Raw genomic sequence first — 24,032 nt, 5'->3', positions numbered from 1 at the left:
ACCCGTTCGTCAGGTGCGGACCGGATCCGGTGCCGACTCCCGGCGCCCCGCCGGGATGCCCCAGCCGGCCGGCCCCGAACGCAGCCGCCGCCGTACCCCGCGCACCAGCGTGCCCGCGGTGAAGCCGGCGCCGTGCACGAAGCGCATCGCCGGGCCGAAGCCCGCGGCCGTGATCAGACCGGCCAGGAACAGCCCGGGGTAGGACGACTCGAAGTCCCGGCCCACCTCCGGCGCCCCGTCGGCCCCCGTCACCAGCGTCGAGCGCAGCTCGCCCGCGAGCAGCCCGAGCCGGTCCCGGGTCGCCCTGAACCCGGTGGCGGCGATGACGTGGCCGGTCTCCAGGGTGCCCGTGCGGCCCTCGGCGCCGGACAGGTCCAGGCGTACCCCGTCCGCCGTCGCGCGGGCCGCGGTCACCTCCCGGCCGAGCAGCACCTCCACCCCGGCCTCCACCCGCTCCCGCACCCACCAGGCGCCGGCCGGCCCGAGGGCGGTCGCCGCGATCCGGGCCCGGGTCGGCTCCGCGAGCCGCCGGTACAGGCCCGGCCGCTCGGCGTAGAACCAGTTGCGCCAGCCGGGGCCGAGCCCGCTGTGCGGGGAGCGGACCGACTGCCACCAGGGACGCTGCCAGGGCGGCGGCACATCGTTCCAGAACAGCTGGTCCGCCCGCACCACCACCCGGACCCGGCTGCCCAGTTCGGCGAGGATCGCGGCCGTCTCCAGGGCCGCCTGGCCGCCGCCGATCACCGTGACGTCCCGGCCCCGGAAGCGGTCGAGGTCGGCGTGGTGGCTGCTGTGCGTGACGAGGTCGGGGGAGAGGCCGCGCAGGGCGGCGGGGATCTCGACGAACGGCAGCACCCCGATGGCGAGCGCGACCGTCCGGCCGCGCAGGACCTCGCCGTCCTCCGTCGTCGCGTCGAAGCCGCCGGCCCGCGGCGCGACACGGGTGACCATGCGTTCGTCGACGGGCGGGGCGGCGTTGCGGGCGAACCACAGGCCGTACTCGGCGAACATGTCCAGCGGGATCGGCTGCCCGTGCCGGGCCGTCACACCGCGCCCCGCACAGTAGACGTCCAGCCGCCAGCGTGCCTCGGGATCCGACAGGTTGGAGGCCCAGGGCTCCGACTTGAGGAACATCCCGCGGGGCATGTGGTCGCGCCAGGACGCCATCGGGCGGCCGAGGACCCGCACGGTCAGGCCCGCGGCCGCGGCGTGGGAGGCGATGGACAGGCCGTACGGGCCCGCGCCCACCACCAGCAGGTCGTACATCAGCAGCTGCTCGCTTTCTCGTCGTCGGACCGGTCGGGCTGACCGGAGAGGGTGGGGAGGCCGGGTGCGGCGGTCAGGCCCGCCACCCCGGTGCGTTCCTCGCCCCGGGCGCCCGGCACGGCGGCCTCACCGGCCTGGCGGACGTCACCGGCCTGGCGGACCACGGAGGAGGGGGAAGAGGGGGAGGGGGAGTGCGGCCGGGCGGGTCGGCCGGGGGCGGTGTCGTGCAGGCGGTTCAGGAGCCGGCCCGCCACATGGCGGCCCCACAGGGCCCACATCGCGAGGCCCGGCCCCCGGTCGTCCGGCGCGGACCAGGCCAGCTCCCGCCCGCGCGGCGCCGGGCGCAGCGCGCTGAGCGGCGCGTAGTTCTCCACCACGAACGCCCGCCCGGCCAGCGGCATCCCGTCCGGCAGCGGACGGTGGGTCAGGTCCAGGTGCAGGGCGCGCACCACGTCGACGCCCGCGCTGTCGGTGAAGAGCCGGAACTGGGCGCCCGGCCGGGGGTTGAAGTCGAGCAGGTGGTAGCGGCCGGTGCTGCCGCAGCGCCGGAAGTCCAGGTCGAAGATGCCCCGGAAGCCCAGTTCGCCGGTGAGCCGTTCGGCCAGCCCCTGGACCTGCGGGTTGGGCGTCCACAGGCCGACCGCGGTCAGTCCGGCACCGCGCGGCCAGGCCCGCTGCTTGCGGCCGGGGCCGCCCGAGCGCACCGCCCCGGTGCGGTCGGCGTAGCCGTGGAAGAACCAGTCGCGGTCCGGGCCCGGCGGCAGGAACTCCTGGAGCAGCAGCCTGCTGCCGGCCTCCTCGCTGCGCAGGAACAGCTCCCCCGCCTCCCGCGCCGAGCGCACCACGACCGTGCTGCGCAGCCCGGCCCCGGCCGGCAGCAGCCAGGGCCGGCTCCACTTGGCGATCAGCGGCAGTCCGAGCCGCCGGGCGGCGGAGGCGGCGCGCTCGGCGCTGTCCGGGACCTCGGTCACCGGGTGCGGGATCCCGGCCGCCGCGCACACCTCGGCCAACTCGGCCTTGTCGGCGACGCGTTCGGGCAGGGCGCCGGGCTGGTGCGGGAGCAGGTAGGCGGGGGTGAGGTCCTCACGGAGCCGGCCGGCCGCGATCGCGCTCGCGTCGTCCATCGGGATCAGCACCGCCGGACGGGCGATCCGCGCCGCCACCCGGCGCAGCACCGAGGCGATCTCGGCGGGCGACGCGCCCGGCGCCGGCGGCGGATGCAGCTGTCGTACGAACCGGGACTTGCGGACCGGGCTTCCTGCGGAGTCGGCGACCACGTGGACGTCCACACCGGCTCTGCCGAGCGAGCGCACGGCCCCCAAGGTGCCGTGGTGAAAGGGATTCCGGTCGATCCGCAGCAATACCGCGGGGACCCGGATGTCTAGCAGCGACACGGACCTTTTCCTTTGCGTCGGTTCACCCGTGCGGGCGTTCGGGGCACCCGAAAGCCGCAACCGCACTGGCGGAATTCATATTGATATGACTGAGTGTCAGTAACTGGCACTACCTCAGGGATTCTGCGAACGGGCGGGAACTGGTGGAGAAAGGAGCAGGCATGGCCCCACGGCAGCGACAGCGCACGCGGCTCCGGTGGTATCGGCCGGCCGTGGTCACGGCGGCCGTCGTCGTCGCCTCGGCGACCCTGGCGACCGGCCCGGGATTCGCGGCGGGTGCGGGGGCGGCGCGGGTCACCGACCCACCGGCTCCGACCCCCACGAAGACCGTCCCGCGACCGGCGCCGGCCGTCCCGGACCGCGCGCCGGCCGCCCCGACGCCCACGACGTCCGTCCCGGCATCGGCGGCACCCCTGCCGACGCCGGCCCCGGCCGCCCACGGACCGGCCGTCGGCGTACCGGCCAGGGCGATGCCCCCGGCCTTCGGGGCGTTCCTCGACTCCGGCCCGCTCGGTGTCGCCCGGATGGCCCAGCTGAGCAGCTGGCTCGGCGGCACCGAGCTCAAGGTCGCGCACACCTATCTGCCCGGCAACCGCTGGTCCGACATCGAGGGCGCCCCCGGCTTCCTGGACGTCTGGGCGCACTGGCGACGGCAGAAGGCCGACCGCACCCTCGTCCTCAACGTGCCCATGCAGGAGCGCAACGAGGAGGGCGTCGGGGACCGGGAGGTCCGCGAGCTGCTGCGGCAGGGCGCGGCCGGGCAGTTCGATCACCACTTCCGGGCGCTGGCCGAGCGGCTGGTGGAGCTGCGGGTGCCGGACACGGTCATCGTGCTCGGCTGGGAGATGAACGGCACTACGTACACCCATCGTTGCGGGCCGGACCCGGAGGCCTGGAAGACGTACTGGAAAAGGATCGTCACCACCATGCGGGCGGTGCCGGGCCAGAAATTCCGGTTCGACTTCACGCCGAGCCGGGGCCGCGACGCCGTACCGTGGACGCAGTGCTATCCCGGGGACGACACGGTCGACATCATCGGCATGGACTCGTACGACCAGCCGACCGGAATTTCCTTCGACCAACAGGTGCGGGAGCCTTACGGACTTCAGCAGCACGTCGATTTCGCCAAGGCCCACGGGAAACCGGTCTCCTATCCGGAATGGGGTCTCTTCCGCAACGGTGACAACGCCGAGTACATGCGGCGGATGCTCGCCTGGATGGACGAGCACAAGCCGCTGTACAACACGCTGACCGACTACTGCCCGCACGGTGTCTGGCAGTGCTCGGCCAACCCGCTCTCGGCGCGCGTCTACCGCGAGGCCCTCTCCGGCCGCACCGACACCATGGCGCCGACGCAGAGTCCGACCCAGAGTCCGACTCCGAGCCCGGCCCCGACCCAGAAGCCGGTCCCGAGCCCCACCGCGACCACGAGCCCGACGCCGAAACCGGCCCCGACCCCCACCACGACACCGGGCCCGACGCCGAAACCGGCGGGCACGCCCCGGGCCGGCTGCGTTCCGATGGACCTCGGCGCCTGGGTCGAGTACTGGCTCGGCGGGAAGCTCTGCATCCGCCTCGACTGGTGGTCGAGGACGCCGCGCACGCCCTAGTCCTGCCTGCGTTCCTTCCACCGGTGCCGCACCTCCTTGATCCGCTGCCGGGCGGCGGCGTCGCACAGCGCCGCCGTCAGCAGCGGGGCGGTGCGCCGCCGGGCCAGCAGCAGCCGCTGGTTGACGACCGGCCGGGGCCGCCAGTGGTGCTTGTACGGCTCGTCGCCGCGCAGCAGGCTCAGCGCGCCCCGCTCACCGGCGCCGGTGTGCTGGGTGCAGGCGTCCAGCAGCATCACCGCCACGTCCGCCTTGCGCTCCCGCAATCGGGGATGCGCCCCGTACAGGTATCCGCCGGCCAGGCTCGGCGACAGCAGGGTCAGGTCGACGGCGACCACCTCGTCGTCGAGCCGGAACTCGGTGACCACCGCGTCCCCGGACCGCACCATCGGCCCCACCGAGCGCACCAGGTGTTCCTGGAAGCGGGACTGGAGGTGCTCGGCGGTCACCTTCCGCCCCTGCCACTGGAGCCGGTGCAGATCGAGCAGGCGGCGCAGCGCCGCGTCCACCCCGTCGGGCGGCACGACGTCCCGGCGCACCCCGAGCGAACCCAGCTTGCGCAGCTTGGCGCGGACCCGCTGCGCCTTGTTCGAGGGCAGCCGGCCGACCAGCTCGTCCATCGACACGGCCGGCAGCTCCAGGCACAGCGAGTCCGGCACCTTCCGGCACGGTCCGTGCCAGCGGTCGTAGACCCGCTCGACCGCGCTGCCGGGCCGCACCTCGCGGAAGTCGATCAGTGCCGTGCGGGCCGCCTCCGCCAGCTCCCGGGTGAGCGCGCCCGTCACCCGGCCGTCGTCGGCGTCGGCGAGCAGCACGTCCGCGTAGTCCGAGATCGCCCCGCCGAGCGGCACCAGGGTGGGCAGCGGCCGGTGCACCAGCATCAGCGGAGCCGCGCCGACCAGCTCACCGCCGTGGCGCACCAGGACCAGGCGGAGCCGCCCGGGGATGCCGTACGAGCGCCACCAGGAGTGCAGCCAGGCGTGGCTCTGGAACGGGGTGGCCGTGCCGCACCGCCGGTACAGGCGGCCCCAGGCCGGGCCGAGAGCGGCGAAGGCGTCCTCGTCGGTGACCAGGTCGGTGCGGTACGCGGCGAGCGTGGGGTGGGCCGTCGCCGTCACAGCTGTCCGCGAACGTCGGCGGCGACGGCCGGACCGGGCACCGAGGCCTGCACCGCGGACTCCGCCACGCGGCGCCGGGGCCGCACCAGCAGCACCAGGCCGCCGAGCAGCCCGCCCGCGCTCGCGCCCACCAGAGCGGTCACCTTCGTCGACGCGGAGGTCGGCGCGGTCGGCTTCAGCGCCCGGGAGAACCTGATCAGTTCGACGTTGGTGGCGCCCTTGGTGCCGTTGGCGTGCTGGACGAGCGAGCGGACGACCGCGTTCGCCATGTCGGTGGCCTGCAGAGCGTGCGGTGAGGTGGCCGAGACGGCGACCATCGGCGCGTCCGGGGAGGTCTCCGTCCGCACGCTGTCCTGCAGCGTCCGCAGCGGCACCCCGGCCCACATCTGGGCGTCGTCGAGCACCGCGAGCTGGGTGGCGACCCGGCCGTAGGCCTGCGCGAAGCCCTGCGCGGCGGCGGTGTCGGACTTGTCGGCGGGAACCGCGATGACGTACGCGGTCGCGGTGTAGCTGGGCGGGGTCAGCACACCGTAGGCGCCGCCCAGCAGCCCGCCGGTGAGGACGCCGGCCGCCAGCAGCGACCAGGGCGGGACGGCGCGGCGCGACGAGCGGGGTGCTCGGTCGGGGTTCTCGGTCATGGCGTGCTGGCTCCCTGAGGTGTGGTGGCGAGTGCGGCCGCGTAGACGTCCATGAGCTGGGCGGCGCTGCGGGTGATGCTGTAGTGCCGGGCGGCGTCCGGCGCGCCGCGCGGGCCGGGTCCGGCGGCGCGGGCGGCGGCGCGGGCGGCGGCCAGCGCCGCGGCGTAGGCGTCGGCGTCGCCGGTGACGCGGCGGGCGCCGGGGGCGGCGGCGGGCGGCAGGTCCTCGACGGCCGGGCAGGAGCTGTAGAGCACGGGCAGCCCGGCGGCCAGCGCCTCGACGACCGCGAGCCCGAAGGCCTCCTCGGCGGAGGGGGAGGCGAACACGTCCATGGCGGAGGTCAGGGCGGGCAGGTCGGGGTCGTGCGAGTGCTCGGAGGCGTAGGGCCGCTCCCCGGCGAACAGCACCCGGTCGGCGATCCCGGCCTCCCGGGCGGCGCGGCGCAGCGCGTCCTCCTCCGGGCCGCCGCCCACCAGCAGCAGCCTGCAGTCGGCGGGGAGGCCTGCGAGGGCGGCGATCAGGACGCCGAACCGTTTGCCGGGGGCGAGCCGCCCGACGGCACCGACGACCCAGGCGTCCGGCGGGATGCCGAGGCGGTCGCGCACCCGCTGCCGCCGGGCCGGGTCGAAGCGGAACCGCTCCAGGTCGATGCCGTTCGGGACCACCTCGATCCGCGACCCCGGCACGCCCCACCGACGCAGCCGTTCGGCGACGGTCGGCGAGACGGCCACGGTGGACCGCCCCAGCCGCTCGCCCGCCAGGTACAACGCCCGTACCCCGGCGCTCAGTTCACGCCCCTCCAGCTGGGAGTCGCCGAGCGAGTGCTCGGTGGCGACGACGGCCCGCACGCCCGCCAGCCGGGCGGCGATCCGGCCGTAGAGGCAGGCCCGGTAGAGGTGGGTGTGGACGAGGTCGTAGTGGCCCCGGCGGATCAGCCGGACCAGCCGGGGCAGCGCGGACAGGTCCCGGTTCCCGGCCATCCCGAGGTGCACCACCCGCACCCCGTCCGCGGCGAGGCCGCGCGCGACCGGTCCCGGGTTGGTGAGCGTGACGACGTCGCAGGAGACCGGCAGGTGCCGCAGCAGCAGCCGCAGCTGCTGCTCCGCGCCGCCGACCCCGAGGCCGGTGATGACATGCAGCGCCCTCATTCACAGCCCCTCGACCGGACGGCGGCGCAGCCGGTGCAGCCGGTACTTCAGGAAGAGGCGCGGGGCGTTGTCGCCCTGCCCGACGTGCACTCGGGGGAGGGCGTGCGGGCCGCCCAGCGGGCCGGGGTCGATGGCGCAGGCGTACCCGTACCCGGCGTCCCGTACGGCGTCGACGGCGCGTCGGTCCACGGTCCCGTAGGGGTAGCAGAAGCCCTCGACGGGGGCCTGGACCAGCTCCTCCAGCAGCGCCCGGCTGTCGGCGACCTCGGCCCGCAGGGTCGCCTCGTCGGCCTTCGTCAGGTCGACGTGGGTGAGCCCGTGCGAACCGATCTCCACCCCGCCCTTCGCCGCCCGCCGGATCCCGTCCGCGGTGAGCAGCGCCTTGCGCGGGCCGAGCGGGTCCCAGGCGTTGTCGCCGCCGAGCCGGCCGGGCAGCACGAAGAGGGTGGCGCCGCAGCCCCAGCGTTCGAGCAGCGGCAGGGCGTGGTCGAGGAAGTCGGCGTACCCGTCGTCGAAGGTCAGCCCCACCAGCCGGCGCCCCTCGCCACGGGCCCGCGCGGCGCGCAGCTCAGCCACCGACACCCCGCGCAGGCCCCGCCGGCGCAGCCAGCCCAGCTGCTGGTCCAGGCGCTCCGGGGTGACGGTGACGCGGTACGGATCGTCGGAACAGTCGCCCACGGAGTGGTACATGGCGACCCAGGGGACCGGGCCGGTGACGCGTCCGGCCTTCTGGGCCTTCTCGGCCTTCCGGGCGGACTCAGCGGACTCAATGGAAGACGGCATGCGCGAGCCTTCGGGTGACGGTGGCTACGGAACGGAGTGCGGGTGCGAAGCCCTGGGCGTCCAGGGCCCAGCCGAGCAGGACGAAGACGACGGTGACGGCCGTGGCGCCGGCGGCCAGACCGGTGAACGGATCCGCCGGGCGCGCGGCGACGAAGACGCCGACCGCGGCCGCGGCGACCGCCGCCCGGACCGGGCGGCTCAGCTCGACGAGCACCCGCCGGGTACGGATCGGGACGCTGCGCGGGCCCGTTCCGGCCAGCAGCAGCACGGCACTGGCGGTGATGCCGGTGGCGTTGGCGGCGGCGATCCCGGTGACGCCGTACGAGCCGACGGTCAGGGCGCCGAGCCAGGAGGTCACCACGATCCCGGCGGCCATCGCGCCCACCGGGTACCAGGTGGCGCGGCCCGCCGAGAAGTAGGAACGGACCAGCACCCCGACCAGGGTCTGCCCGAGCAGCCCGAGCGCGTAGACGCGCATCACCCCGGCCGTGGCGGCCGTGTCCGCGGCGGTGAACGCCCCCCGCTGGAACAGCAGCCGGATCAGCTGCGGCGCGCAGGCCACGACCACGGCGGTGCCGAGCAGCACCACGCTCGCGGCCACCGACAGGTCCCGCTCCACCCGGTCGCGGGCCCGCTCGGTGTCGCCCTCGGCCAGGGCCCGCGCCACCACCGGGAAGGTGACCGTGCACAGCATCATCGACATCGTCATCGGGATCTGCGCGACCTTCTGCGCGTAGTTCAGGTGCGAGATGGCCCCGGAGTGCAGGTGCGAGGCGAGGAACCGCTCGATCAGCACCTGCGACTGCCGGCACAGCGCGAACAGCAGCACGGTCGCCATCAGCGCCACGTTCAGCGGCCGTTCCTCGGGCACGGCCGCGCTCTCCCGCGCCTTCGGCCCCTGCCGCAGCTGCCGCAGCAGCGCGGGCAGTTGCACGGCGACCATCAGCGCGCCCCCGGCCGCCACCCCGAACGCGGCCGACCGCACGCCCCAGTGGCCGCCGAGCGCGAACATCGCCGTGATGATGCCGGCGTTGTAGGCGACGTAGATCGCGGCCGGCGCGAGGAAGCGCCGGTGCGCGCGGAGCGCCGCACTGCAGTACCCGGCCAGCCCGAAGGTCAGCACACAGGTGGCGGTGAGCCGGGTGCAGCCGACGGCCAGCCCGGGATCCCGCAGTCCGGGCGCGAGCACCTCCACGAGCTGCGGGGCCCCGCCGATCAGCAGGGCGCCGACACCGGCGAAGGCCAGCGCCAGCTTGGGCAGGGTGCCGGCGACGAGGGAGCGCACGGGGTCACCGGGCGCCCCCTGCCCCCTGCGGGCGAGCGCCAGGCTGAACGCGGGGACGAGCGCGAACGCCAGCCCGTCCTCGATGAGCAGCGTCGCGGCGAACTCCGGAATCGTCCACGCCACGAGGAACGCGTCGGTGTCCCGCCCGGCCCCGAACAGCCGAGCCAGCGACTGGTCCCGGACCAGCCCGAGCAGCGACCCGAGCACGGAGAAAAGAGCAGTCCCGAGAGCGGCCCTGGCGAGGAATCCCCGCGTGGGGGGTGGGTTCTCGACGCCGGGTTCGCCACCATGCCCAGGGGCGCGGGGCGGTGACATGTGCGGCTCCGCCGCGTGGGCGCGGTCAACCCCCACCGGCCCGCAGCCGGCATCCGGCCCTTCCACTCCCGGCATCCGAGAAGGCGTCACCGTCATAGCGCCGCGGCTTCCTCGGCACGCTCCGCCCCCACCAGCGCCCACCAGGCAACCGCCCCGAACACCACCGCCGTGAGAACCGTCGACGGCCCCCCGATGTCGGCGTACGCGAAGTCCACGAGCTGCCAGACCAGCAGCCCGCACCCCACCACCGCACAGTCCAGGCCGTCACCGGCACGCACCCGCCACCACCCGCGCACCCCGCACACCAGCAGCGCCAGCCAACTGCCCGCCAGCGCCGACAGTCCGAGCAGCCCCTGCTCACTGAGGACCAGCAGGTACATGTCGTGCGGCGACAGCAGCGGCTGCTTCCGGTACGCCGCCCCCGCCCCCTCCGTGTCGCTCCCGGAGGACAGCGCCAGCGAGGCGTGCGCGTCCCGGTAGGCGGGGAAGTTCTTCAGGCCGACGCCGGTCACCGGGTGCTCCCGCCACATCCCCGTCGCCGCCGCCCACAGCGTGTACCGGTCGACCACCGACTGGTCCGGCGCGTCGGCCACCTGCCCGATGCTGCTGAGCCGCTCCTGGAGCATCGCCGTACCCACCCCGAAGCCGCCCACCAGCACCACCCCGGCCGCGACCGCGACCGCGGCCACCCTGAGCGCCCGCCGCAGCCCGCCCAGGGCCAGCTGCACCACACAGGTGACGGCCGTCGCGATCCAGGCGCCCCGGCTGAAGGACACGGCCAGCGGCAGCAGCAGCCCGAGCGCGCAGGCGCCCGCCGCCACCCGCTGCCGTACCGGCGTGCGCCCCAGCGCCAGCCCGAGCGCGCACACCAGACCGAACGAGACGACGGTGGCCATCCCCATCACGTCCTGCGGCCCGAAGGTGCCGACCGCGCGGATCTCCTCGCCCTGGTACGACGCCCCGGTCCCGGTGACGTACTGGTGCACGCCGACCGCGCCCTGCCAGAGCGCGAGCCCGACGAACGACCAGGCCAGCAGCCGGAGGTCGGCGCGGTCCCGGACCAGCAGCACGACGGCGGCCGGGACCAGGACGAAGACCTGGAGGTAGCGGCCGAGGCCGGTCAGTCCGGCGCCCGGCGAGGCCGCGCCCATCGCCGCGACGGCCAGCCCCACCACCGGGATGCCGAGCACCAGCACGGCCGTGGCGGACAGCGGCCGCCGCCGCTCCCGCAGCGTGCGCAGCGCCGCGTACAGCACCACGAGGGCGGACACCGCGTCCGCCGGACCGGCGCCGCCTTCCTCGCCGCCCGGGGCGAGCGGCAGCGCGAGGACCGCGAGGACCGCTACCGCGGCCAGCACCGGCGGCAGCCTGAGCGGCCTGGCCGGCGACAGTGCGAAGCTCATCCTCAGCTCCCCGTCGAGCGCACGAGCGCGGCCGCCGTGCGCAGCAGGATGCAGACGTCCTGCCACAGCGACCAGTTGTCGATGTAGGCGTTGTCGAAGCGGGCCCGGTCCTCGATGGAGGTGTCGCCGCGCAGCCCGTTGATCTGGGCGAGGCCGGTGATGCCGGTGCGCATCCGGTGGCGGGCCGCGTAGCCCGGGTAGGTCTGGCTGAACTGGCCCACGAAGTAGGGGCGTTCGGGGCGCGGGCCGACCAGGCTCATGTCGCCCCAGAGCACGTTCCACAGCTGGAGCAGCTCGTCCAGCGAACTCTGGCGCAGAAAGCGGCAGAAGCGGCTCATCTTGATCTCGCCGGCCACGCTCCAGCGGGTCGCGGCCTCGTGCTCGTCGACCGGGCGGTGGGTGCGCAGCTTCAGCAGCGTGAAGGGCCGGCCGTCCTTGCCGATCCGCTCCTGCCGGAAGACGACTCCGGGGCCGTCGGTGATCCGCAGCACCGCCGCGCAGACCAGCAGCAGCGGCCCGGCCAGCAGCAGTGCCACCCCGGAGACGGCGATGTCCAGCACCCGCTTGCCGGCGCTGCCGCGCCGCCGCGAGCCCATCTCCAGGCGGCGGCAGGAGAACCCGGCGAGCTGGTCGCGCATCTCGTACGCCGGGGAGTCCGCGTCCACCTCCCACACCACGCAGCCCGACTCGGCCAGCGCCCGCAGCAGCGGGCCCTGTTCGGTGCGGACGGCCGGGTGCACGGTGAGGACGGCCCGGACCCCGTTCTGGATCAGGGCCCGTTCGACCTCCTCGCCGGTGGTCAGCACGGGCAGGCCCGCCGGACCCTCGGGGTGTTCGGCGACCACGCCGACCGGGCGCACTCCGCAGCCCGGGTGGCGCAGCACGGCGGCGGCGACCCGCTGCGCGGTGGCGGCCGGACCGATGACCAGGGCGGCGCGCGGCCGACGCAGCAGGGTGACGCGGCGCCGCCAGTGCACCAGGCCGCGGCCCGCGGCGGCGGCCGCCGCGTGCAGGGCGAAGCCGAGCAGCAGGACGCGCACGGAGAGCGCGCGGTCCGGGTCCCAGGCGGCGACGACCGTGGCCAGCCCGAGCCAGAGGACGACGATCCGGCCGCAGACGGCGGGGAGTTCGTCCAGGATCCCGGTCATCCGCCGGGCGGTCCGCGGGCGCAGCAGGATCGCCCCGGCCAGCAGCACACCGACCAGGGCGGGCCGGCGGACGGCCTCGTCGAGCGCGGCCGCGCCGAGCAGCGTGGCGCACAGGTCGGCGGCGAGCAGCGGCACCGGGGAGGCGGGCCGGGCGGGCGGCCGGCGCAGCGGGAACCGGAAGCCGCCGGCGGTGCGCGGCGGCAGGACCGAGACAGGCGAGAGTCCGTGGTCCCGGGGCTGTGTGCCGGGGGAGGGGACGGTGCTTTCCGCGGTCACGAGTGGATGGACTCCCTGCACTCGAAGGACACCAGCGGCCGCCCGCCGAGGAGTTCGCGGTAGAGATCCGCGACCGCCTCCGCCGTGCGCCGCACATCGTGCGTGGACAGGACGTGCCGGCGCCCCTGGTCGCCGAGTGACGCGCGCAGCTCCGGGTCGAGGAGCAGCGCGGCGACGGCCCCGGCCAGCGCGCCCGGCCGCCCCGGCGGGACCAGGCAGTGCGCCGCGTGGCCGGGGGGCAGGCTCTCGCGGGCGCCGTCGACGTCGGTGACCAGCACCGGCCGCCCGCAGGCCAGCGCCTCCAGCGGGGCGAGCGCCATGCCCTCCCAGCGCGAGGGCAGCACCACCAGGTCGGCGACCCGGTACCAGGGGCGGACATCCGCGACGGCGCCCGCGAACTCGACGGACGCCGGGGCGAGCCGGCGCAGCGCGGTCTCCTCGGGGCCGTCACCGACCAGCACCAGCCGGGCGCCCGGCACCCGGCGCAGCACCTCGGGCCAGGCCCGCAGCAGCACGTCCTGGCCCTTCTGCCGGCACAGCCGCCCGACGCAGACCACCAGCGGAGCCGCTGCGGAAGCACCCGCGGGCCGCTGGTCCGGCCCCCGCCCGCCGGGGGTGAAGTGCCCGGTGTCGACGCCGTTCGGTACGACGGTGCAGCGGGCGCGGATCCCGGCGCGCACGCCGGTCGCCCGCTCGGCCTCGCTGACGCACACCACCCGGTGCGCCCAGCGCGCGCCCCACCGCTCCCACCGCAGCGCCAGCGCGGCGGTGGCGCCGCCGACCGCCTCGAAGGACCAGGCGTGCGGCTGGAACACGGTGGGGACGCGGCCGCGCACGGCGAGCCGTCCGGCGAGGCCCGCCTTCGCGCTGTGCGCGTGCACCAGTGCGGGCCGTACCTCGTCGAGCAGCCGGCCGAGCCGTCGTACCTCGTCCGGGAGACCGGCGCCCGGCGAGCGGTCGGCGCGCCAACCGCGCACCTCGGCGCCCAGGTCCCGCGCGCGCTCGGCCAGTTCACCACCGGGGCAGGCCACCATGACCCGCAGACCGGCCGTGAGCTGGGCCTTCGTCAGGTCCAGGACGACCCGGGCCACCCCGCCCTCGACGGGTTGGGCCAGGTGGAGGACCCGCGGCCGAGGGTCGGTTGCTGATCGGTGCATACGCGGATTTCCTCGCTCACGGGGGGCGCTCGGGACTGCGGGCCGGAACGCGCCGCACTACGGCGCGTCCACAGCGGCGAAGAGCGCGCCCGCCCACGCCGCGTCGCGCTGGGAAACGACACGGAAGGTCAGCTGGTCACCGCCCCGGGCGAGACCAGTACCTAGATCGAACACATCCGAGTCGTAGCCGAGCGTGTTGACGTACGCCGGCTCACGCCGGGCGCGTACCGGGCCGGGTTCGTTGATCGTGGAGTTGAGTACGTCGTCGGCCGGGTCGGCGGAGTCCTCCAGGGGGACGGGCACGTGGCCGGCGGTGGCGTAGGTGAGCGAGTCGCCGGTGCCGCCCCGGTCGCCGTTGTAGGCCACGAGACCCACCTGGCCTCCGGCGCCACGCGGGAGGTGTAGCCCGTTCAGCCGAACCTCGGTCGCCCGGTCGAGGGAGTCGAAGCCGTCGAAGAGGGCGAGCGTGCGCCGGGGCTGCGCCGGGTCCTCGTACGCCGCGACCAGGGTCCAGCCGCCCCAGGCACCGGGCCCGGACCTGCCCTTGGCCACGTCCACCTGGCCGACCGTCCACAGCCCGGAGCCGCTCGACCGGACCAGGGCGGTGACGTCCGCCGAGGCCTGGTAGGCGTCCGCGCCGCCGGCCACCCGGTGACCCACCACGGTGTCGGCGAGCAACTCCTTGTAGGCGCCGTGGGGTTCGGCGATCAGCACCCGTCCGTCGTCCCTCGCCGGCTTCTGCTCGCCGGCCAGCAGGTTGCCACCCCAGTACAGTCGCGCGTACGTCACCCGGGCGCCGGCCGGCAGCCGGAGCTCGGCGCGGGAGGAGTTGTACGTGTCGGGATCGCTGTCGACGTCGACGTAGAACATGTCGAAGTCCCCGTTCACCGCGGGGATTCGGCCCTCGCGGGCGGCCGGGCAGGGCGGCTCGGCCGGGGCGGCGGGCGAGGGGTGGGCCGGGTCGTGGGCCGGGGTGCGGCAGCTGACGGAGGTGTTGGCCGCGCGGGCGAACCCGCCGTGCTGCACCGCGTGGTAGCGCTCGGCGAACGGGATGCGCGCGGTCTGCGGGGCGGGCGGGGCGGCGGCCCGTGCGGTGCCCGGTGCCCAGAGCGCGGCGAGGGCGAGTGCGCCGACCGACGCGCGGCGCAGCAGCGGCGGGCCGAGGGGATTGCGCATGACCGGCTCAGCCCTTCCGGGGAGTGCGAGAGGACGGCGATACGGGGTGATCGGGAGATGCGCAACTCTAGTCGGTATCTGTACTAATCCGGCGAAACCGGTCAAGTGTGTCGGATTGGTGAAGGGCGGGCACCCGGAGATCACTCCTTTGGCGGCACAACCCGGGCCGGTACAGCGCGTTGACACAGCGCTGGGCATCCGCCCGGATGTTTGTCTCGATCCCAAGGAGCACTTCTCCATGTCGCGTATCGCGAAGGGCCTGGTCCTGTCCACCGCCGCCGTCGCGGCCGTCGCCGGCGGCGCCGGTGTGGCTGCCGCCGACAGCGGCGCGAACGCCGTCGCCGCTCACTCCCCGGGCGTGCTGTCGGGCAACGTGATCCAGGTTCCGATCCACGTGCCGATCAACCTCTGCGGCAACACCATCAACCTGACCGGCCTGCTGAACCCCGCGTTCGGCAACACCTGCGTCAACGACTGACGCGGCTGCAGTTCCCTTTCGGCCGGCCGTCCGCCCGCGCACCCCGCGAGCGGACGGCCGACCTGCGTCTGCACGGCCGTCCGCCGACGGGCTCTTCGGCGTCCGGGCTTCTCGGCACCTGGGCTTCTCGGCGTCCCGGCTCCTGGGCGTCCGGGCTTCTCCGGGCCGGCCTCGGCGGGCGGACCAGCGGTTGCGGGCCGGCACGGGCGATTTCACGGTGGGCAGCAGGATCCGACGCACACCGAAAGGAACACCCATGCGCGCCCTGCCCGCACGGCGTCTCGCGTCCACCGCGCTCTGCGCCGCCCTCCTGGCCGGGATCACCGGCCCGGCGGCCCTCGCCGCCCCGGCCCACGAGCGCGGCCGTGCCACCGCCCGGACGCCCGTACCCGGTGCCGACGCGCTGCTCGGCCGGACCAGGTCGCTCGGCGGTCTCACCGCCCTGCTCGGACCGGTCACCGCCCTGCTCACCGCCGTGCTCGAGGCGGACCGCGGTCAGCTGACCCCCGACCGGGCCGCCCGGCTCGCCGACGCGGCGAAGGCGGCGATCGCCCGGCTCACGGAGGCGGCCGCGGCCCCCGCCCTGCCCTCCACCCCGGCCCTGCCGAGCGTCCCGGCGGCGCCGGCCGTGGCCGCCGCTGCGGCCGCCCAGGCCAAGGGGCTCGGCGCCGCCCCGGCCGAGGATCTGGCCGGGGACGCGCTGAAGGCCCTGCGGACCGCCATCGACAACCTGGTCAAGGCCGTCACCTCCGGCGACGCCGGCCAGGTCGCCCCGGCCGCCGACGCCGTCCTGACCGGTGTGGTCGACTACCTCGCCGCGCTGCTCCTCGGCGGCACGCTGCCCGCCCCCGACCTCGCCGGACACGCGGCGACGCCCGGCCTCACGGCGACCCCGCCGCTGCCGCTGCCCCCGTCCTGACCGGGGCTTCTCACGGACTGTGATCTCATATGTCTTCCGGACGCGGGGTTTCCGGGCCGCCGGGACATCGTTAGGCACGCCGAAAGTCGCCGAAGAAAGGAACACGATGAAGTCCCTGAAGGCCGCCGCCGTCGTTGCCGGTTCCGTGGCTCTCGCCGGCGTCGCCGCGCCCGCGTTCGCCTACACCACCGCCGACCTCACGCCCACGAGTCTCAACGGCGCGGTGAACACGCTCACCAAGGGTCCCCTGCGCCTGGACCAGGCGATGCCGCTGCAGCACCAGTCGAACGCGCTCGACACCGAGAACAAGGACTCCGTGCTCAGCACGGTCAAGGGCGCGGCAGGCAGCCTCAACCAGCACAACCCGCTCCTCGGCGGCCTGCCCTTGCAGGGCTGAGGCGACCGACGGGGAGCGCGCGGCGGCCGTTCGAGGGACGCCGTTCGAGGGACATCGCGGGCCGTCCCTCGTTCGTGTGGCGCAGCCCCGCGGGCGTCCGCCGGTCGGGTGAGCGGGTACCCGGCCGCCGGGCGGCCCGTCGATAGGGTCGCGCGGTGACCTCAACCCCAAGCGCAACCCGCCCCTTCCGCCTCGCCGACCTCGGCACCCTCGTCGTGCTGGCCTGGAGCGGCGAGGCGCCTGACGGCAGCGACATGCCGTACCTGCTGGCCTACTCCCTCGGTGACGCGGAGGGCGGACCCGGGGCCACCTCCGCCGCGATCGAGGCGCTGCTGGCCAACAACAGACTGCCGGTCGGCGGCGACGTCGTCGACGGCACCGCCCGGCCCGGCCTGCCCGTCACCCTGCTCGTCGAGGCCGGCCAGGCCGTCCTCAACCTGGCCCCGCTCAACGCCCAGTGCCCCGCGCCCCCGGAGTGGCTCGCCGCGGTCCGCGCACGCGGCTACGCCTACCTGGTGTTCACCACCCGCCCGTGGCCCGAGGGCGAGCCCGGCAGGCCCGTCACCCCCGAGGCGCTGAAGGACTTCGCCGGGGCCGAGGAGACCCTGACGGCCGCCGCGCACGTCGTGCTGCCGGCCCGCAGCCTGCGCGGCTGACAGCCCGGACCGCGGGCGCCGGGACCGAGGCGGCGGCGTGAGCCGATCAACCGACCGACTGACGAGCCGACCACAGGACCAGCCGTATTCCAGACAAGCCGATGTCAAGACCAGCCGATGTCAGGACGAGCCGACGAGTGACAAGCCGACGAGTGACAAGCCGACTAATGCTGCACCCGGGCGAATTGTGAATTGATGCCGTTTTCCGGCTCGTTACCCGGTACGGACGTCCCTCGCCCCGCCTCCTGAAAGGCCCGTACCAGACATGAAGCCGACCACCCGAGGAACCCTCGCCGCCGCAGTCACGGGAGTCGTGGCCGCCGTGGCGGCCGTGGGTGCCGCCGCCACGCCCGCCGCCGCGGCGGGCACGGTCCCCGTCCCGGTACCGCTGGACGGCGTCGGGAAGTCCCTCGACATGGAGGTGCCCAAGCTCGGCATGGAGCTGCCGCTGCTGACGCCCGGCGCCCCCGAGGGCCCGCGCTACGTCGAGGGCCGGCTCCTGCCCGACCGGGCCCTGCCGCAGCTGCCGGTCAGCGGCGGACTGCCCGGCCTGGACCTGCGCGCCCCGCTCCCGCACGTCCTCGGCGGCGACTTCGACCACGTCGGCGTCGACGCCCCCGCGAGCGACCTGCGCGCCCTCGCCCCCGGCCTGTCCCTGGACGCCCCGCTCACCGCGCCCGACCCGCACCACTTCGGCCTGCCGGGCCTCAGGCAACCCCGGGCCGGCCTGCTCGCCCCGGCCCTGCAGACCGTGGCCGGCGGCGACCTGGGTGCCGGCCCGGGGCGGTAACTCCTCTCCGGGGAAGGTCTTTTCGGCCTTCGAGTGCACCGGATGGCGGCGCGGTGGTGACCGGGCGGCCCCTCGGACGGTTACCGGTACCGACAGCGAACGGTGAACCGTACGAGGAGTGAGCATGGTCGTCGGATTCGGCGGGGTGGCGGTGGGCGCGGAGCCGGGTGCCGGACAGCCGGACAGAGCCGGGACGGGCAGACCGACCCGGCGCGAGGTGACGCGGGGGCTGTTCGCCTCCGCGGCCGCCCTGGCAGTCGCCCCGGTCGTCGCCGCCTCCAGCCCGGTGCCTCCGGCGAACGGGCGGGCGGGCACCTCGTTCGACGAGACCTACCGGGGCCGCCGCATCCACGGGGTGCTGGTGCCGCCGGTCGGACGGGCCGCCGTCGGCCGGGGCGAGTGGCAGGTCACCGTGGACGGCCGGCCGCTGCACCTGATGCGGCGGGCCGACGGCACCTGGCTCAGCATGGTCGACCACTACAGCTCGTACCCGACCCCGCTGCAGGCGGCGCGGGCGGCCGTCGACCAGATCGGGCCCGGCCAGCGGCTGCGCGACCTGGCGCCCGGACCGATGGGCGGGGGACACACGCACATGGGGGGAGACCATGACGTACGTGCGTAAGGACGTCGCCAGGCTGACGGCCGGCGAGCGCAGGCGGCTGGTGAAGGCGTTCCTTGAGGTCAAACGGCGGGGCGAGTACGACGAGTTCGTACGGACGCACATCGACTACTACACCTCCGACGGCGACGACGGGCTGCGCACGGCCCACATGGCCCCCTCCTTCCTGCCCTGGCACCGCCGCTTCCTGCTGGACCTGGAGCGCGCCCTGCGCCGGGTGGACTCCTCGGTGACCGTGCCGTACTGGGACTGGACCAAGGACCGGTCGAAGACCGGCGTGCCGTGGACGAAGGACCTGCTCGGCGGGAACGGCCGGGCCCGCGACCAGCAGGTGATGACCGGTCCGTTCGCCTATGCGGGCGGGCACTGGACCATCAAGGAGGGCGTCACCGACGGCGAGTTCCTCGCCCGTGACCTGGGCCGGTCCGGCCGGCCCATCGAACTGCCCACCCGGGCCGAGCTCGACTGGGCGCTCGACGACCCCACCTACGACGTCCCGCCCTGGGACTCCACCGTCACCCGAGGCTTCCGCAACAAGCTGGAGGGCTGGGGGACCGGCAGCGGCAGCGCCTCCTGGCACAACCACAACCGGGTGCACCGCTGGGTCGGCGGGGCGATGCTCGGCGGCGCGTCCGTCAACGACCCCGTCTTCTGGTTCCACCACGCCTTCATCGACCTGCAGTGGGAGCGCTGGCAGGCCCGGCATCGCGGGCAGCGCTACCTGCCGGCGCGGCCGCCGGGCGTCACGGACCCGCAGCACGACCGGGTCGTCGCCCGCGACGGGAAGCTGCCCCCGTGGGACGTCACCCCCCAGTCCCTGGAGGACGTGAGCCGGATCTACCGGTACGCCTGAAACCCCACGGACACGGGAAGGGCCCCGGCGCCTTGCGCACCGGGGCCCTTCCGCCGACGGTGGCTCAGTGGCCGTAGCCGCCGCTCTTGTTGTCGCCGCCCTTGAGGTGGCCTTCGTTGACGCAGGTGTTGCCGAAGGCGGGGTTCAGCAGGCCGACGGCGTCGATGGTGTTGCCGCACAGGTTCACCGGGATGTTGACCGGGACCTGGATGACGTTGCCGGACAGCACGCCGGGCGAGCCGACGGCCGCGCCGTTGGCACCCGCGTCGGCCAGGGCCAGGCCGGCCCCGCCGATCACCACAGCGCCGGTGCCCAGGGCGACGGCGGCTGCCTTCGCGATGCGAGACATCACGTTCTCCTTCTTGTTGCTCGGGGGAGTGCGGTGGCCGGTCCTGCCGCCGCACTCCCCGTTCAACGTCCCGACCTGCGGCTGGTCACGCCGATCAGCGGACGATCACCCCAAGGGTCGGAGTCAGGACACCCCTTGGGGCAGCCGCCGTACCGGGGCACCCGCCAGGAAGGCTCGGATGTCCTCCACGGCCTGGCCGTAGTAGGTCGTGTAGTTGGCGTAGGAGACGTAGCCGAGGTGCGGGGTGGCCAGCAGCCGGGGCGCGGTGCGCAGGGGGTGGTCGGCGGGGAGCGGCTCCACGTCGAAGACGTCGACCCCGGCCCCCGCGATCCGGCCCTCGTGCAGCGTGGCGAGCAGTGCGTCCTGGTCGACGACGGCCGCGCGGGAGGTGTTGACCAGGTAGGCGGTGGGCTTGAGCAGGGCGAGCTCGTCCGCGCCGAGCAGCCCCCGCGTACGGTCGCCGAGCGCCAGGTGGACCGAGACGAAGTCACTGGTGGCGAGCAGGTCCGCCATGCTCGGCGCGAGGTCGACACCGACCTCCTCGGCACGCTCCGCGGTGAGGTTCTGGCTCCAGGCACTGACCCGCATTCCGAAGGCGAGCCCCACCTGCGCGACCCTGCTCCCGATCTTCCCGAGTCCGAGCAGCCCGAGCCGGCGTCCGTGCAGATCGGCGCCGACGGTGGACTGCCAGGGCCCGCCGGTCCGCACCGCCGTGCTCTCCTGGACCAGCCCGCGGGCCAGGCCGAGCAGCAGCGCCCAGGTCAGCTCGACCGGCGGCGCCGAGGAACTCTCCGTCCCGCACACGGTGACCCCGTGCGCCTGTGCGGCCGCGTAGTCGATGACGCTGTTCCGCATCCCGGAGGCGACCAGGAGCCGCAGCCGCGGCAGCCGCCGAAGAAGCGACCCGGGAAAGGGGACACGTTCGCGAAGAGTGACGACGATGTCGAACGGGGCGAGCGCCGCGACGAGTTCGTCCTCCTCGACGAGATGCTCACGCAACGAGACGACGTCGACCTGGTCGGCGATCGAGCCCCAGTCCCCGAACTCCCCGGCCACCCCTTGAAAATCGTCGAGCACAGCACACCGAAGACGCATGCCGCCAAGGTACCGGCCGCCCCAGGCGCCCCTCCGGGGGCGTGCGGTTCAAGGTTCCGGCCCACTCAAGGGGCCCCTCCCGGGGCGCGGGGAACTGCGCGATCAGCCCGGACGAACCCGCACCCGCCGAACAGCACAACCCGGCACCCCCTGAGGCGCACACCACCCCCCGCACAACAAAAGCGCCGCCCCCCTCAGGTGGGCGGCGGCAACTGGGTCCGGTGGGTGGGGCCACCGGACCCGGTACCCGGGGCGACGGATCGGCGCAGACTCAGTTCGTCGCAAGGGCCGCCCGATACCACCGCTCGGCCCGCCGGAACCACGTGGCGAACCCACCGCCCGGACGCAGACCGAGCTCCGACCAGAGCGCGCCCGCCTCGAAGAAGTGGTCCGTCGTGAGGATGTCGAGCTTGGCCGGCGCGACCCCCTTCGCCGCGAGGATCGCCTTGGCCCCCTCGACCGTGAGATCGGCGCGCGGCCAGTCGATCCCGGCGCAGTCGGCGACCGCCCGCAGCGCGCTGCCGACCGTGACCGGCGTCGGATCCGCGGCGTGGTACACCCGCGAGGTCAGGGCCCCGTCCGGCGCCAGCGCCGTGGCGACCAGCAGCCGGGCCAGGTCCGGCGCGCCGATGACCGACGCCCGCGACAGCCAGCCGGCCACCCTCCCCGGCAGGGCCCGCAGCAGCCGTGCCAGGTCGGGGCCGACCCACAGGTCGCCGGTGCCGAAGACCAGATGGGGCCGCAGGACCACCCCGCCGGCCGCGAGGACCGCGTCCTCCGCCGCCGCGCGGGTACGGGAGGTGACGGAGACGGGATTGCGGGCGAGTTCCTCGGGCCGGTGCCCGCGGAAGGTGCCGCGGCCGTACACCGAGGCCGTGCTGAGCTGGACGATCCGGCGGACTCCGGCCCGCCGTGCCTCGGCGACCAGCGCCGCCGTGCCGTGCGTGTTGACCGCCTCGTTGGCCGCGGCGCTGCCGCCGATCTGGGCGGCGCAGTGCAGGACCACGTCGACCCCGTCGCACACCCCGCGCAGCGAGCGGGGGTCGCGGAGATCGGCGTGCACGGTCCGCGCCCCGGAGCAGGACCGCGGCAGGGACCGGCGGTGGCTCATGAGCCTGAGGTCGGCCCGCCGGCGTTGCGCCTCGCGCGTCACGTGGGTTCCGACGAACCCGGACGCGCCGGTGATGAGAAGGGTGGGCACGAGAAGCCTCCCGGGGTGTGGTCGGGGTCAGCGGACACGCGGCCGCAGGACCAGCTCGGCGGTGAAGACCGTCTCCTGGCGCTGGCTGCCGCGCACCCGCACCAGCAGGTCGCCGGCGCCGCCGTACGGCTCGGGCTCGGCGGTGATCCAGCAGGGCGCGTCCAGTTCGGCGTACCGGGTGAACTCGCTGCGCAGGCCGAGCAGCACGGCGCAGGGCGCCCCGGTGCGGGCGTGCGCGGCCTGCCGGGCGGCCTCCAGCAGGAACATGCCGGGTATGTGGTCGACGGGGTGGTCGAAGTAGGTCGGGTGCGCGGTGTCGACCCGCAGTTCCCATCGGTCGTGCGTGCCGGGCGCGGGCGCGCCCAGGACGACGTGCCGGGCGCTGGCGTGGCCCACGGCGGCCGGGTCGAGGGCGGCCGGCGGGGTGCGGTCGGTGGTGGTGGGGCGCTCGCCGCGCATCCTCCGGTACACCTCAGGGCTCATGCAGCGGAACGCGGCCGAGGCGGTGGCGCGGGCCCCGTTCTCGCGCACCACGGTGACGTCGTAGCGCATCTCGCGCAGTCGGCCGGCGCGGCGGACGATGTCCCGGCAGACCGTGTGCATCTCGACCTCGGTGGGGACCGCGTCCGTGACCAGCAGGTCGGGCTCCGCGGTCACGGACATATCAGACATGAGGAACTGGTGGCCGAACGGCACGTCGAACTCGGCGTGCGCGAGCAGGGAGCCGATCTGGCGGACGGACTCGATCAGCAGCATCGGGTCCTGGTAGCCCCTGTCGGGGGCGAACAGCGCGTGGCTGCGCGGCCACTGGGCCCGGACGACGAAGCCGTCGAAGCCGTCGCCGTGCGGGGCCTCGTCGCGCTCCCAGCCGGTGAGCAGGACTTCGGAGACCGCCGCGCGGTGGACGTACTCACGCGGCACAGTGGTGGTCAGTCCGGGAAGCAGGTGCTTCGGGGCGATGGCCCGGTCGGTGAGGTGCGGCATGTGCAGCGCTCCTGTGTCGTGTGACGGGTAGGAGGGGGCAACAGGCCGTACGTCGGCTGTCACCCCCCGTGGCCGACGTTCTGAGCACAAGATACAGACAGGTCGGTCCGGTTTCGCAAGGGGTGAGGAGGTTTCTTGGGCGATTTGAGTAGGCGGAGGTTCTCGCTGCCAACGATGTCTGGCCGCTATGTCGGAATTGTCAGTGTGAAACGTGCAAGCCTGTATGATTCATAAGAAGGGCGTGCGCCTTGGTTAAGTCTTTTCCTGGCACGAATGACCGGAGCCCGACCTCCCACTTGTCCAGTAATCCGACGAAATCGCAGCTCAAGAGGGCGGCTCCGAGGGTTGGTCGACGCGACTCGCCCGCCTCGCTCATCGGTTGACAATCAGACAAGTCTGTTTGGTACGGTCTGGTGGTGAACCCGCAGAGTCCGAGATGACGTGGATGTGCCTCAGGGGGAGCAGATGAACCGCCAGTACGCGGACCTGGCGCCGTCGCCGCGGCGCCACCGCTCGCACGGCCCGCTCGTCCCGGCCGGACACCCGGCCCGCCCGGCCCCCGCGTACGGCGCGCCCCGGGCGGGAGCGCTGAGCGTCCTGGTCGTCGAGAGCGACCCGCGGGCCGCCGACACCCTCCAGCAGGGGCTCGTCCGGCACGGCTACGCCACCCACGGCGCCACCACCGGCGCCCAGGCGCTGCGCGGCCACCGCGAGGCGGACCTGGTGCTGCTCGGTCTCGACCTGCCCGACCTCGACGGCCTGGAGGTGTGCCGGGGCATCCGTGCGGTCAGCGACCTGCCGATCATCGCCGTCGCCGCGCGCGGCTCGGAGCTCGACTGCGTGCTCTGCCTGCAGGCGGGTTCGGACGACTACCTCGTCAAGCCCTACGGTTTCCGGGAGTTGCTGGCCCGCATGGAGGCGGTGCTGCGCCGGGTGCGGGCGCGGCCCGTGGGTGACGACCCGGCCGCCGGCCGGGT

At 74.7% G+C, this 24,032-nt stretch carries 24 protein-coding genes; 9 read left to right on the top strand and 15 right to left on the bottom strand.

Going from position 1 to position 24,032, the window contains the following annotated elements:
- Nucleotides 1–9: 9 nt before the first annotated feature.
- A complete protein-coding gene (locus AB0M11_RS11245) occupies nt 10–1,266 on the bottom strand; it encodes an FAD-dependent oxidoreductase (RefSeq protein WP_365703821.1) in 1,257 nt (418 codons plus the stop codon).
- Nucleotides 1,266–2,660 carry an ATP-grasp domain-containing protein gene (locus AB0M11_RS11240; RefSeq protein WP_365703819.1) on the bottom strand — a complete coding sequence of 465 codons (1,395 nt, stop codon included), beginning with the start codon at nt 2,658–2,660 and terminating at the stop codon, nt 1,266–1,268. The genes AB0M11_RS11245 and AB0M11_RS11240 overlap by 1 nt, the downstream gene beginning before the upstream one ends.
- A 161-nt stretch (nt 2,661–2,821) precedes the next feature.
- Here AB0M11_RS11240 and AB0M11_RS11235 point away from each other — a divergent pair, with 161 nt between their 5' ends.
- A complete protein-coding gene (locus AB0M11_RS11235) occupies nt 2,822–4,270 on the top strand; it encodes a glycosyl hydrolase (RefSeq protein ID WP_365703817.1) in 1,449 nt (482 codons plus the stop codon).
- On the opposite strand, the gene AB0M11_RS11230 is transcribed toward AB0M11_RS11235, so the two are convergent.
- From AB0M11_RS11230 to AB0M11_RS11190, 9 genes are all read right to left on the bottom strand, one after another.
- Complete coding sequence (locus tag AB0M11_RS11230; protein WP_365703815.1) at nt 4,267–5,385, bottom strand: GNAT family N-acetyltransferase; 1,119 nt, start codon at nt 5,383–5,385, stop codon at nt 4,267–4,269. The genes AB0M11_RS11235 and AB0M11_RS11230 overlap by 4 nt on opposite strands.
- Entirely contained in the window at nt 5,382–6,023 is a 642-nt protein-coding gene (locus AB0M11_RS11225; RefSeq protein WP_365703814.1) for a lipopolysaccharide biosynthesis protein, read from the bottom strand. Before AB0M11_RS11225 ends, AB0M11_RS11230 begins: the two co-directional genes overlap by 4 nt.
- Complete coding sequence (locus tag AB0M11_RS11220; protein WP_365703812.1) at nt 6,020–7,171, bottom strand: glycosyltransferase; 1,152 nt, start codon at nt 7,169–7,171, stop codon at nt 6,020–6,022. The genes AB0M11_RS11225 and AB0M11_RS11220 overlap by 4 nt, the downstream gene beginning before the upstream one ends.
- Nucleotides 7,172–7,861 carry a polysaccharide deacetylase family protein gene (locus AB0M11_RS11215; RefSeq protein WP_365703981.1) on the bottom strand — a complete coding sequence of 230 codons (690 nt, stop codon included), beginning with the start codon at nt 7,859–7,861 and terminating at the stop codon, nt 7,172–7,174. It abuts the gene before it with no gap.
- Nucleotides 7,862–7,937: 76 nt separating this feature from the next.
- The gene (locus tag AB0M11_RS11210; protein WP_365703810.1) at nt 7,938–9,554 is read right to left on the bottom strand and encodes a lipid II flippase MurJ; all 1,617 of its coding nucleotides are present in this window, start codon (nt 9,552–9,554) and stop codon (nt 7,938–7,940) included.
- A gap of 92 nt (nt 9,555–9,646) precedes the next feature.
- On the bottom strand, nt 9,647–10,957 hold the full coding sequence (locus AB0M11_RS11205; protein ID WP_365703808.1) for an O-antigen ligase family protein: 1,311 nt from the start codon (nt 10,955–10,957) through the stop codon (nt 9,647–9,649).
- Between the two features lie 2 nt (nt 10,958–10,959).
- Nucleotides 10,960–12,381: an exopolysaccharide biosynthesis polyprenyl glycosylphosphotransferase gene (locus AB0M11_RS11200; RefSeq protein ID WP_365703806.1), complete on the bottom strand. Its 1,422-nt coding sequence runs from the start codon at nt 12,379–12,381 to the stop codon at nt 10,960–10,962.
- A complete protein-coding gene (locus AB0M11_RS11195; protein ID WP_365703804.1) occupies nt 12,378–13,538 on the bottom strand; it encodes a glycosyltransferase in 1,161 nt (386 codons plus the stop codon). The genes AB0M11_RS11200 and AB0M11_RS11195 overlap by 4 nt, the downstream gene beginning before the upstream one ends.
- Nucleotides 13,539–13,595: 57 nt before the next feature.
- Complete coding sequence (locus AB0M11_RS11190; RefSeq protein ID WP_365703802.1) at nt 13,596–14,714, bottom strand: DUF3344 domain-containing protein; 1,119 nt, start codon at nt 14,712–14,714, stop codon at nt 13,596–13,598.
- Nucleotides 14,715–14,952: 238 nt separating this feature from the next.
- Between AB0M11_RS11190 and AB0M11_RS11185 the strand changes: the two genes are divergently transcribed.
- The 7 genes from AB0M11_RS11185 (at nt 14,953) to AB0M11_RS11155 (ending at nt 19,426) form a co-directional block, all read left to right on the top strand.
- Nucleotides 14,953–15,192, top strand: a complete 240-nt coding sequence (locus AB0M11_RS11185; protein ID WP_365703800.1) for a chaplin — start codon at nt 14,953–14,955, stop codon at nt 15,190–15,192.
- Between the two features lie 256 nt (nt 15,193–15,448).
- Entirely contained in the window at nt 15,449–16,111 is a 663-nt protein-coding gene (locus AB0M11_RS11180; protein ID WP_365703798.1) for a hypothetical protein, read from the top strand.
- A 106-nt stretch (nt 16,112–16,217) separates the two neighbouring features.
- The gene (locus AB0M11_RS11175) at nt 16,218–16,508 is read left to right on the top strand and encodes a hypothetical protein (protein WP_365703796.1); all 291 of its coding nucleotides are present in this window, start codon (nt 16,218–16,220) and stop codon (nt 16,506–16,508) included.
- A gap of 155 nt (nt 16,509–16,663) precedes the next feature.
- A complete protein-coding gene (locus tag AB0M11_RS11170) occupies nt 16,664–17,164 on the top strand; it encodes a DUF5949 family protein (RefSeq protein WP_365703794.1) in 501 nt (166 codons plus the stop codon).
- A gap of 265 nt (nt 17,165–17,429) precedes the next feature.
- On the top strand, nt 17,430–17,954 hold the full coding sequence (locus AB0M11_RS11165) for a hypothetical protein (RefSeq protein ID WP_365703792.1): 525 nt from the start codon (nt 17,430–17,432) through the stop codon (nt 17,952–17,954).
- Between the two features lie 124 nt (nt 17,955–18,078).
- Complete coding sequence (locus AB0M11_RS11160) at nt 18,079–18,576, top strand: tyrosinase family oxidase copper chaperone (RefSeq protein ID WP_365703790.1); 498 nt, start codon at nt 18,079–18,081, stop codon at nt 18,574–18,576.
- A complete protein-coding gene (locus AB0M11_RS11155) occupies nt 18,560–19,426 on the top strand; it encodes a tyrosinase family protein (protein WP_365703788.1) in 867 nt (288 codons plus the stop codon). The genes AB0M11_RS11160 and AB0M11_RS11155 overlap by 17 nt, the downstream gene beginning before the upstream one ends.
- A gap of 64 nt (nt 19,427–19,490) precedes the next feature.
- On the opposite strand, the gene AB0M11_RS11150 is transcribed toward AB0M11_RS11155, so the two are convergent.
- The 4 genes from AB0M11_RS11150 to AB0M11_RS11135 form a co-directional block, all read right to left on the bottom strand.
- Nucleotides 19,491–19,775, bottom strand: coding sequence for a chaplin (locus tag AB0M11_RS11150; RefSeq protein ID WP_365703786.1), 285 nt, complete (start codon nt 19,773–19,775; stop codon nt 19,491–19,493).
- 123 nt (nt 19,776–19,898) lie between these two features.
- Complete coding sequence (locus tag AB0M11_RS11145; protein ID WP_365703784.1) at nt 19,899–20,870, bottom strand: D-2-hydroxyacid dehydrogenase family protein; 972 nt, start codon at nt 20,868–20,870, stop codon at nt 19,899–19,901.
- 271 nt (nt 20,871–21,141) lie between these two features.
- Nucleotides 21,142–22,071 (bottom strand): NAD-dependent epimerase/dehydratase family protein, encoded by a 930-nt coding sequence (locus AB0M11_RS11140; RefSeq protein WP_365703782.1) that lies wholly within the window; start codon nt 22,069–22,071, stop codon nt 21,142–21,144.
- A gap of 27 nt (nt 22,072–22,098) precedes the next feature.
- Nucleotides 22,099–23,055 (bottom strand): ScbA/BarX family gamma-butyrolactone biosynthesis protein, encoded by a 957-nt coding sequence (locus AB0M11_RS11135; RefSeq protein ID WP_365703780.1) that lies wholly within the window; start codon nt 23,053–23,055, stop codon nt 22,099–22,101.
- Nucleotides 23,056–23,520: 465 nt separating this feature from the next.
- On the opposite strand from AB0M11_RS11135, the gene AB0M11_RS11130 reads away from it, so the two are divergent.
- Nucleotides 23,521–24,032 (top strand): response regulator (locus AB0M11_RS11130; protein WP_365703778.1); only part of this gene is annotated, 512 nt, incomplete at its 3' end.

It is taken from the genome of Streptomyces sp. NPDC051987, assembly GCF_040680735.1.
GTDB lineage: Bacteria > Actinomycetota > Actinomycetes > Streptomycetales > Streptomycetaceae > Streptomyces.
Note: the sequence above shows the minus strand (reverse complement) of the source record. Positions and strands in the feature narration are given on the sequence as shown.

Coding starts and splice junctions, on each gene's coding strand:
- AB0M11_RS11245 (WP_365703821.1), bottom strand. CDS start 1,266: ATGTACGACCTGCTGGTGGTGGGCGCGGGCCCGTACGGCCTGTCCATC.
- AB0M11_RS11235 (WP_365703817.1), top strand. CDS start 2,822: ATGGCCCCACGGCAGCGACAGCGCACGCGGCTCCGGTGGTATCGGCCG.
- AB0M11_RS11225 (WP_365703814.1), bottom strand. CDS start 6,023: ATGACCGAGAACCCCGACCGAGCACCCCGCTCGTCGCGCCGCGCCGTC.
- AB0M11_RS11220 (WP_365703812.1), bottom strand. CDS start 7,171: ATGAGGGCGCTGCATGTCATCACCGGCCTCGGGGTCGGCGGCGCGGAG.
- AB0M11_RS11215 (WP_365703981.1), bottom strand. CDS start 7,861: ATGTACCACTCCGTGGGCGACTGTTCCGACGATCCGTACCGCGTCACC.
- AB0M11_RS11210 (WP_365703810.1), bottom strand. CDS start 9,554: ATGTCACCGCCCCGCGCCCCTGGGCATGGTGGCGAACCCGGCGTCGAG.
- AB0M11_RS11205 (WP_365703808.1), bottom strand. CDS start 10,957: ATGAGCTTCGCACTGTCGCCGGCCAGGCCGCTCAGGCTGCCGCCGGTG.
- AB0M11_RS11195 (WP_365703804.1), bottom strand. CDS start 13,538: ATGCACCGATCAGCAACCGACCCTCGGCCGCGGGTCCTCCACCTGGCC.
- AB0M11_RS11190 (WP_365703802.1), bottom strand. CDS start 14,714: ATGCGCAATCCCCTCGGCCCGCCGCTGCTGCGCCGCGCGTCGGTCGGC.
- AB0M11_RS11185 (WP_365703800.1), top strand. CDS start 14,953: ATGTCGCGTATCGCGAAGGGCCTGGTCCTGTCCACCGCCGCCGTCGCG.
- AB0M11_RS11180 (WP_365703798.1), top strand. CDS start 15,449: ATGCGCGCCCTGCCCGCACGGCGTCTCGCGTCCACCGCGCTCTGCGCC.
- AB0M11_RS11175 (WP_365703796.1), top strand. CDS start 16,218: ATGAAGTCCCTGAAGGCCGCCGCCGTCGTTGCCGGTTCCGTGGCTCTC.
- AB0M11_RS11165 (WP_365703792.1), top strand. CDS start 17,430: ATGAAGCCGACCACCCGAGGAACCCTCGCCGCCGCAGTCACGGGAGTC.
- AB0M11_RS11160 (WP_365703790.1), top strand. CDS start 18,079: ATGGTCGTCGGATTCGGCGGGGTGGCGGTGGGCGCGGAGCCGGGTGCC.
- AB0M11_RS11155 (WP_365703788.1), top strand. CDS start 18,560: ATGACGTACGTGCGTAAGGACGTCGCCAGGCTGACGGCCGGCGAGCGC.
- AB0M11_RS11150 (WP_365703786.1), bottom strand. CDS start 19,775: ATGTCTCGCATCGCGAAGGCAGCCGCCGTCGCCCTGGGCACCGGCGCT.
- AB0M11_RS11145 (WP_365703784.1), bottom strand. CDS start 20,870: ATGCGTCTTCGGTGTGCTGTGCTCGACGATTTTCAAGGGGTGGCCGGG.
- AB0M11_RS11135 (WP_365703780.1), bottom strand. CDS start 23,055: ATGCCGCACCTCACCGACCGGGCCATCGCCCCGAAGCACCTGCTTCCC.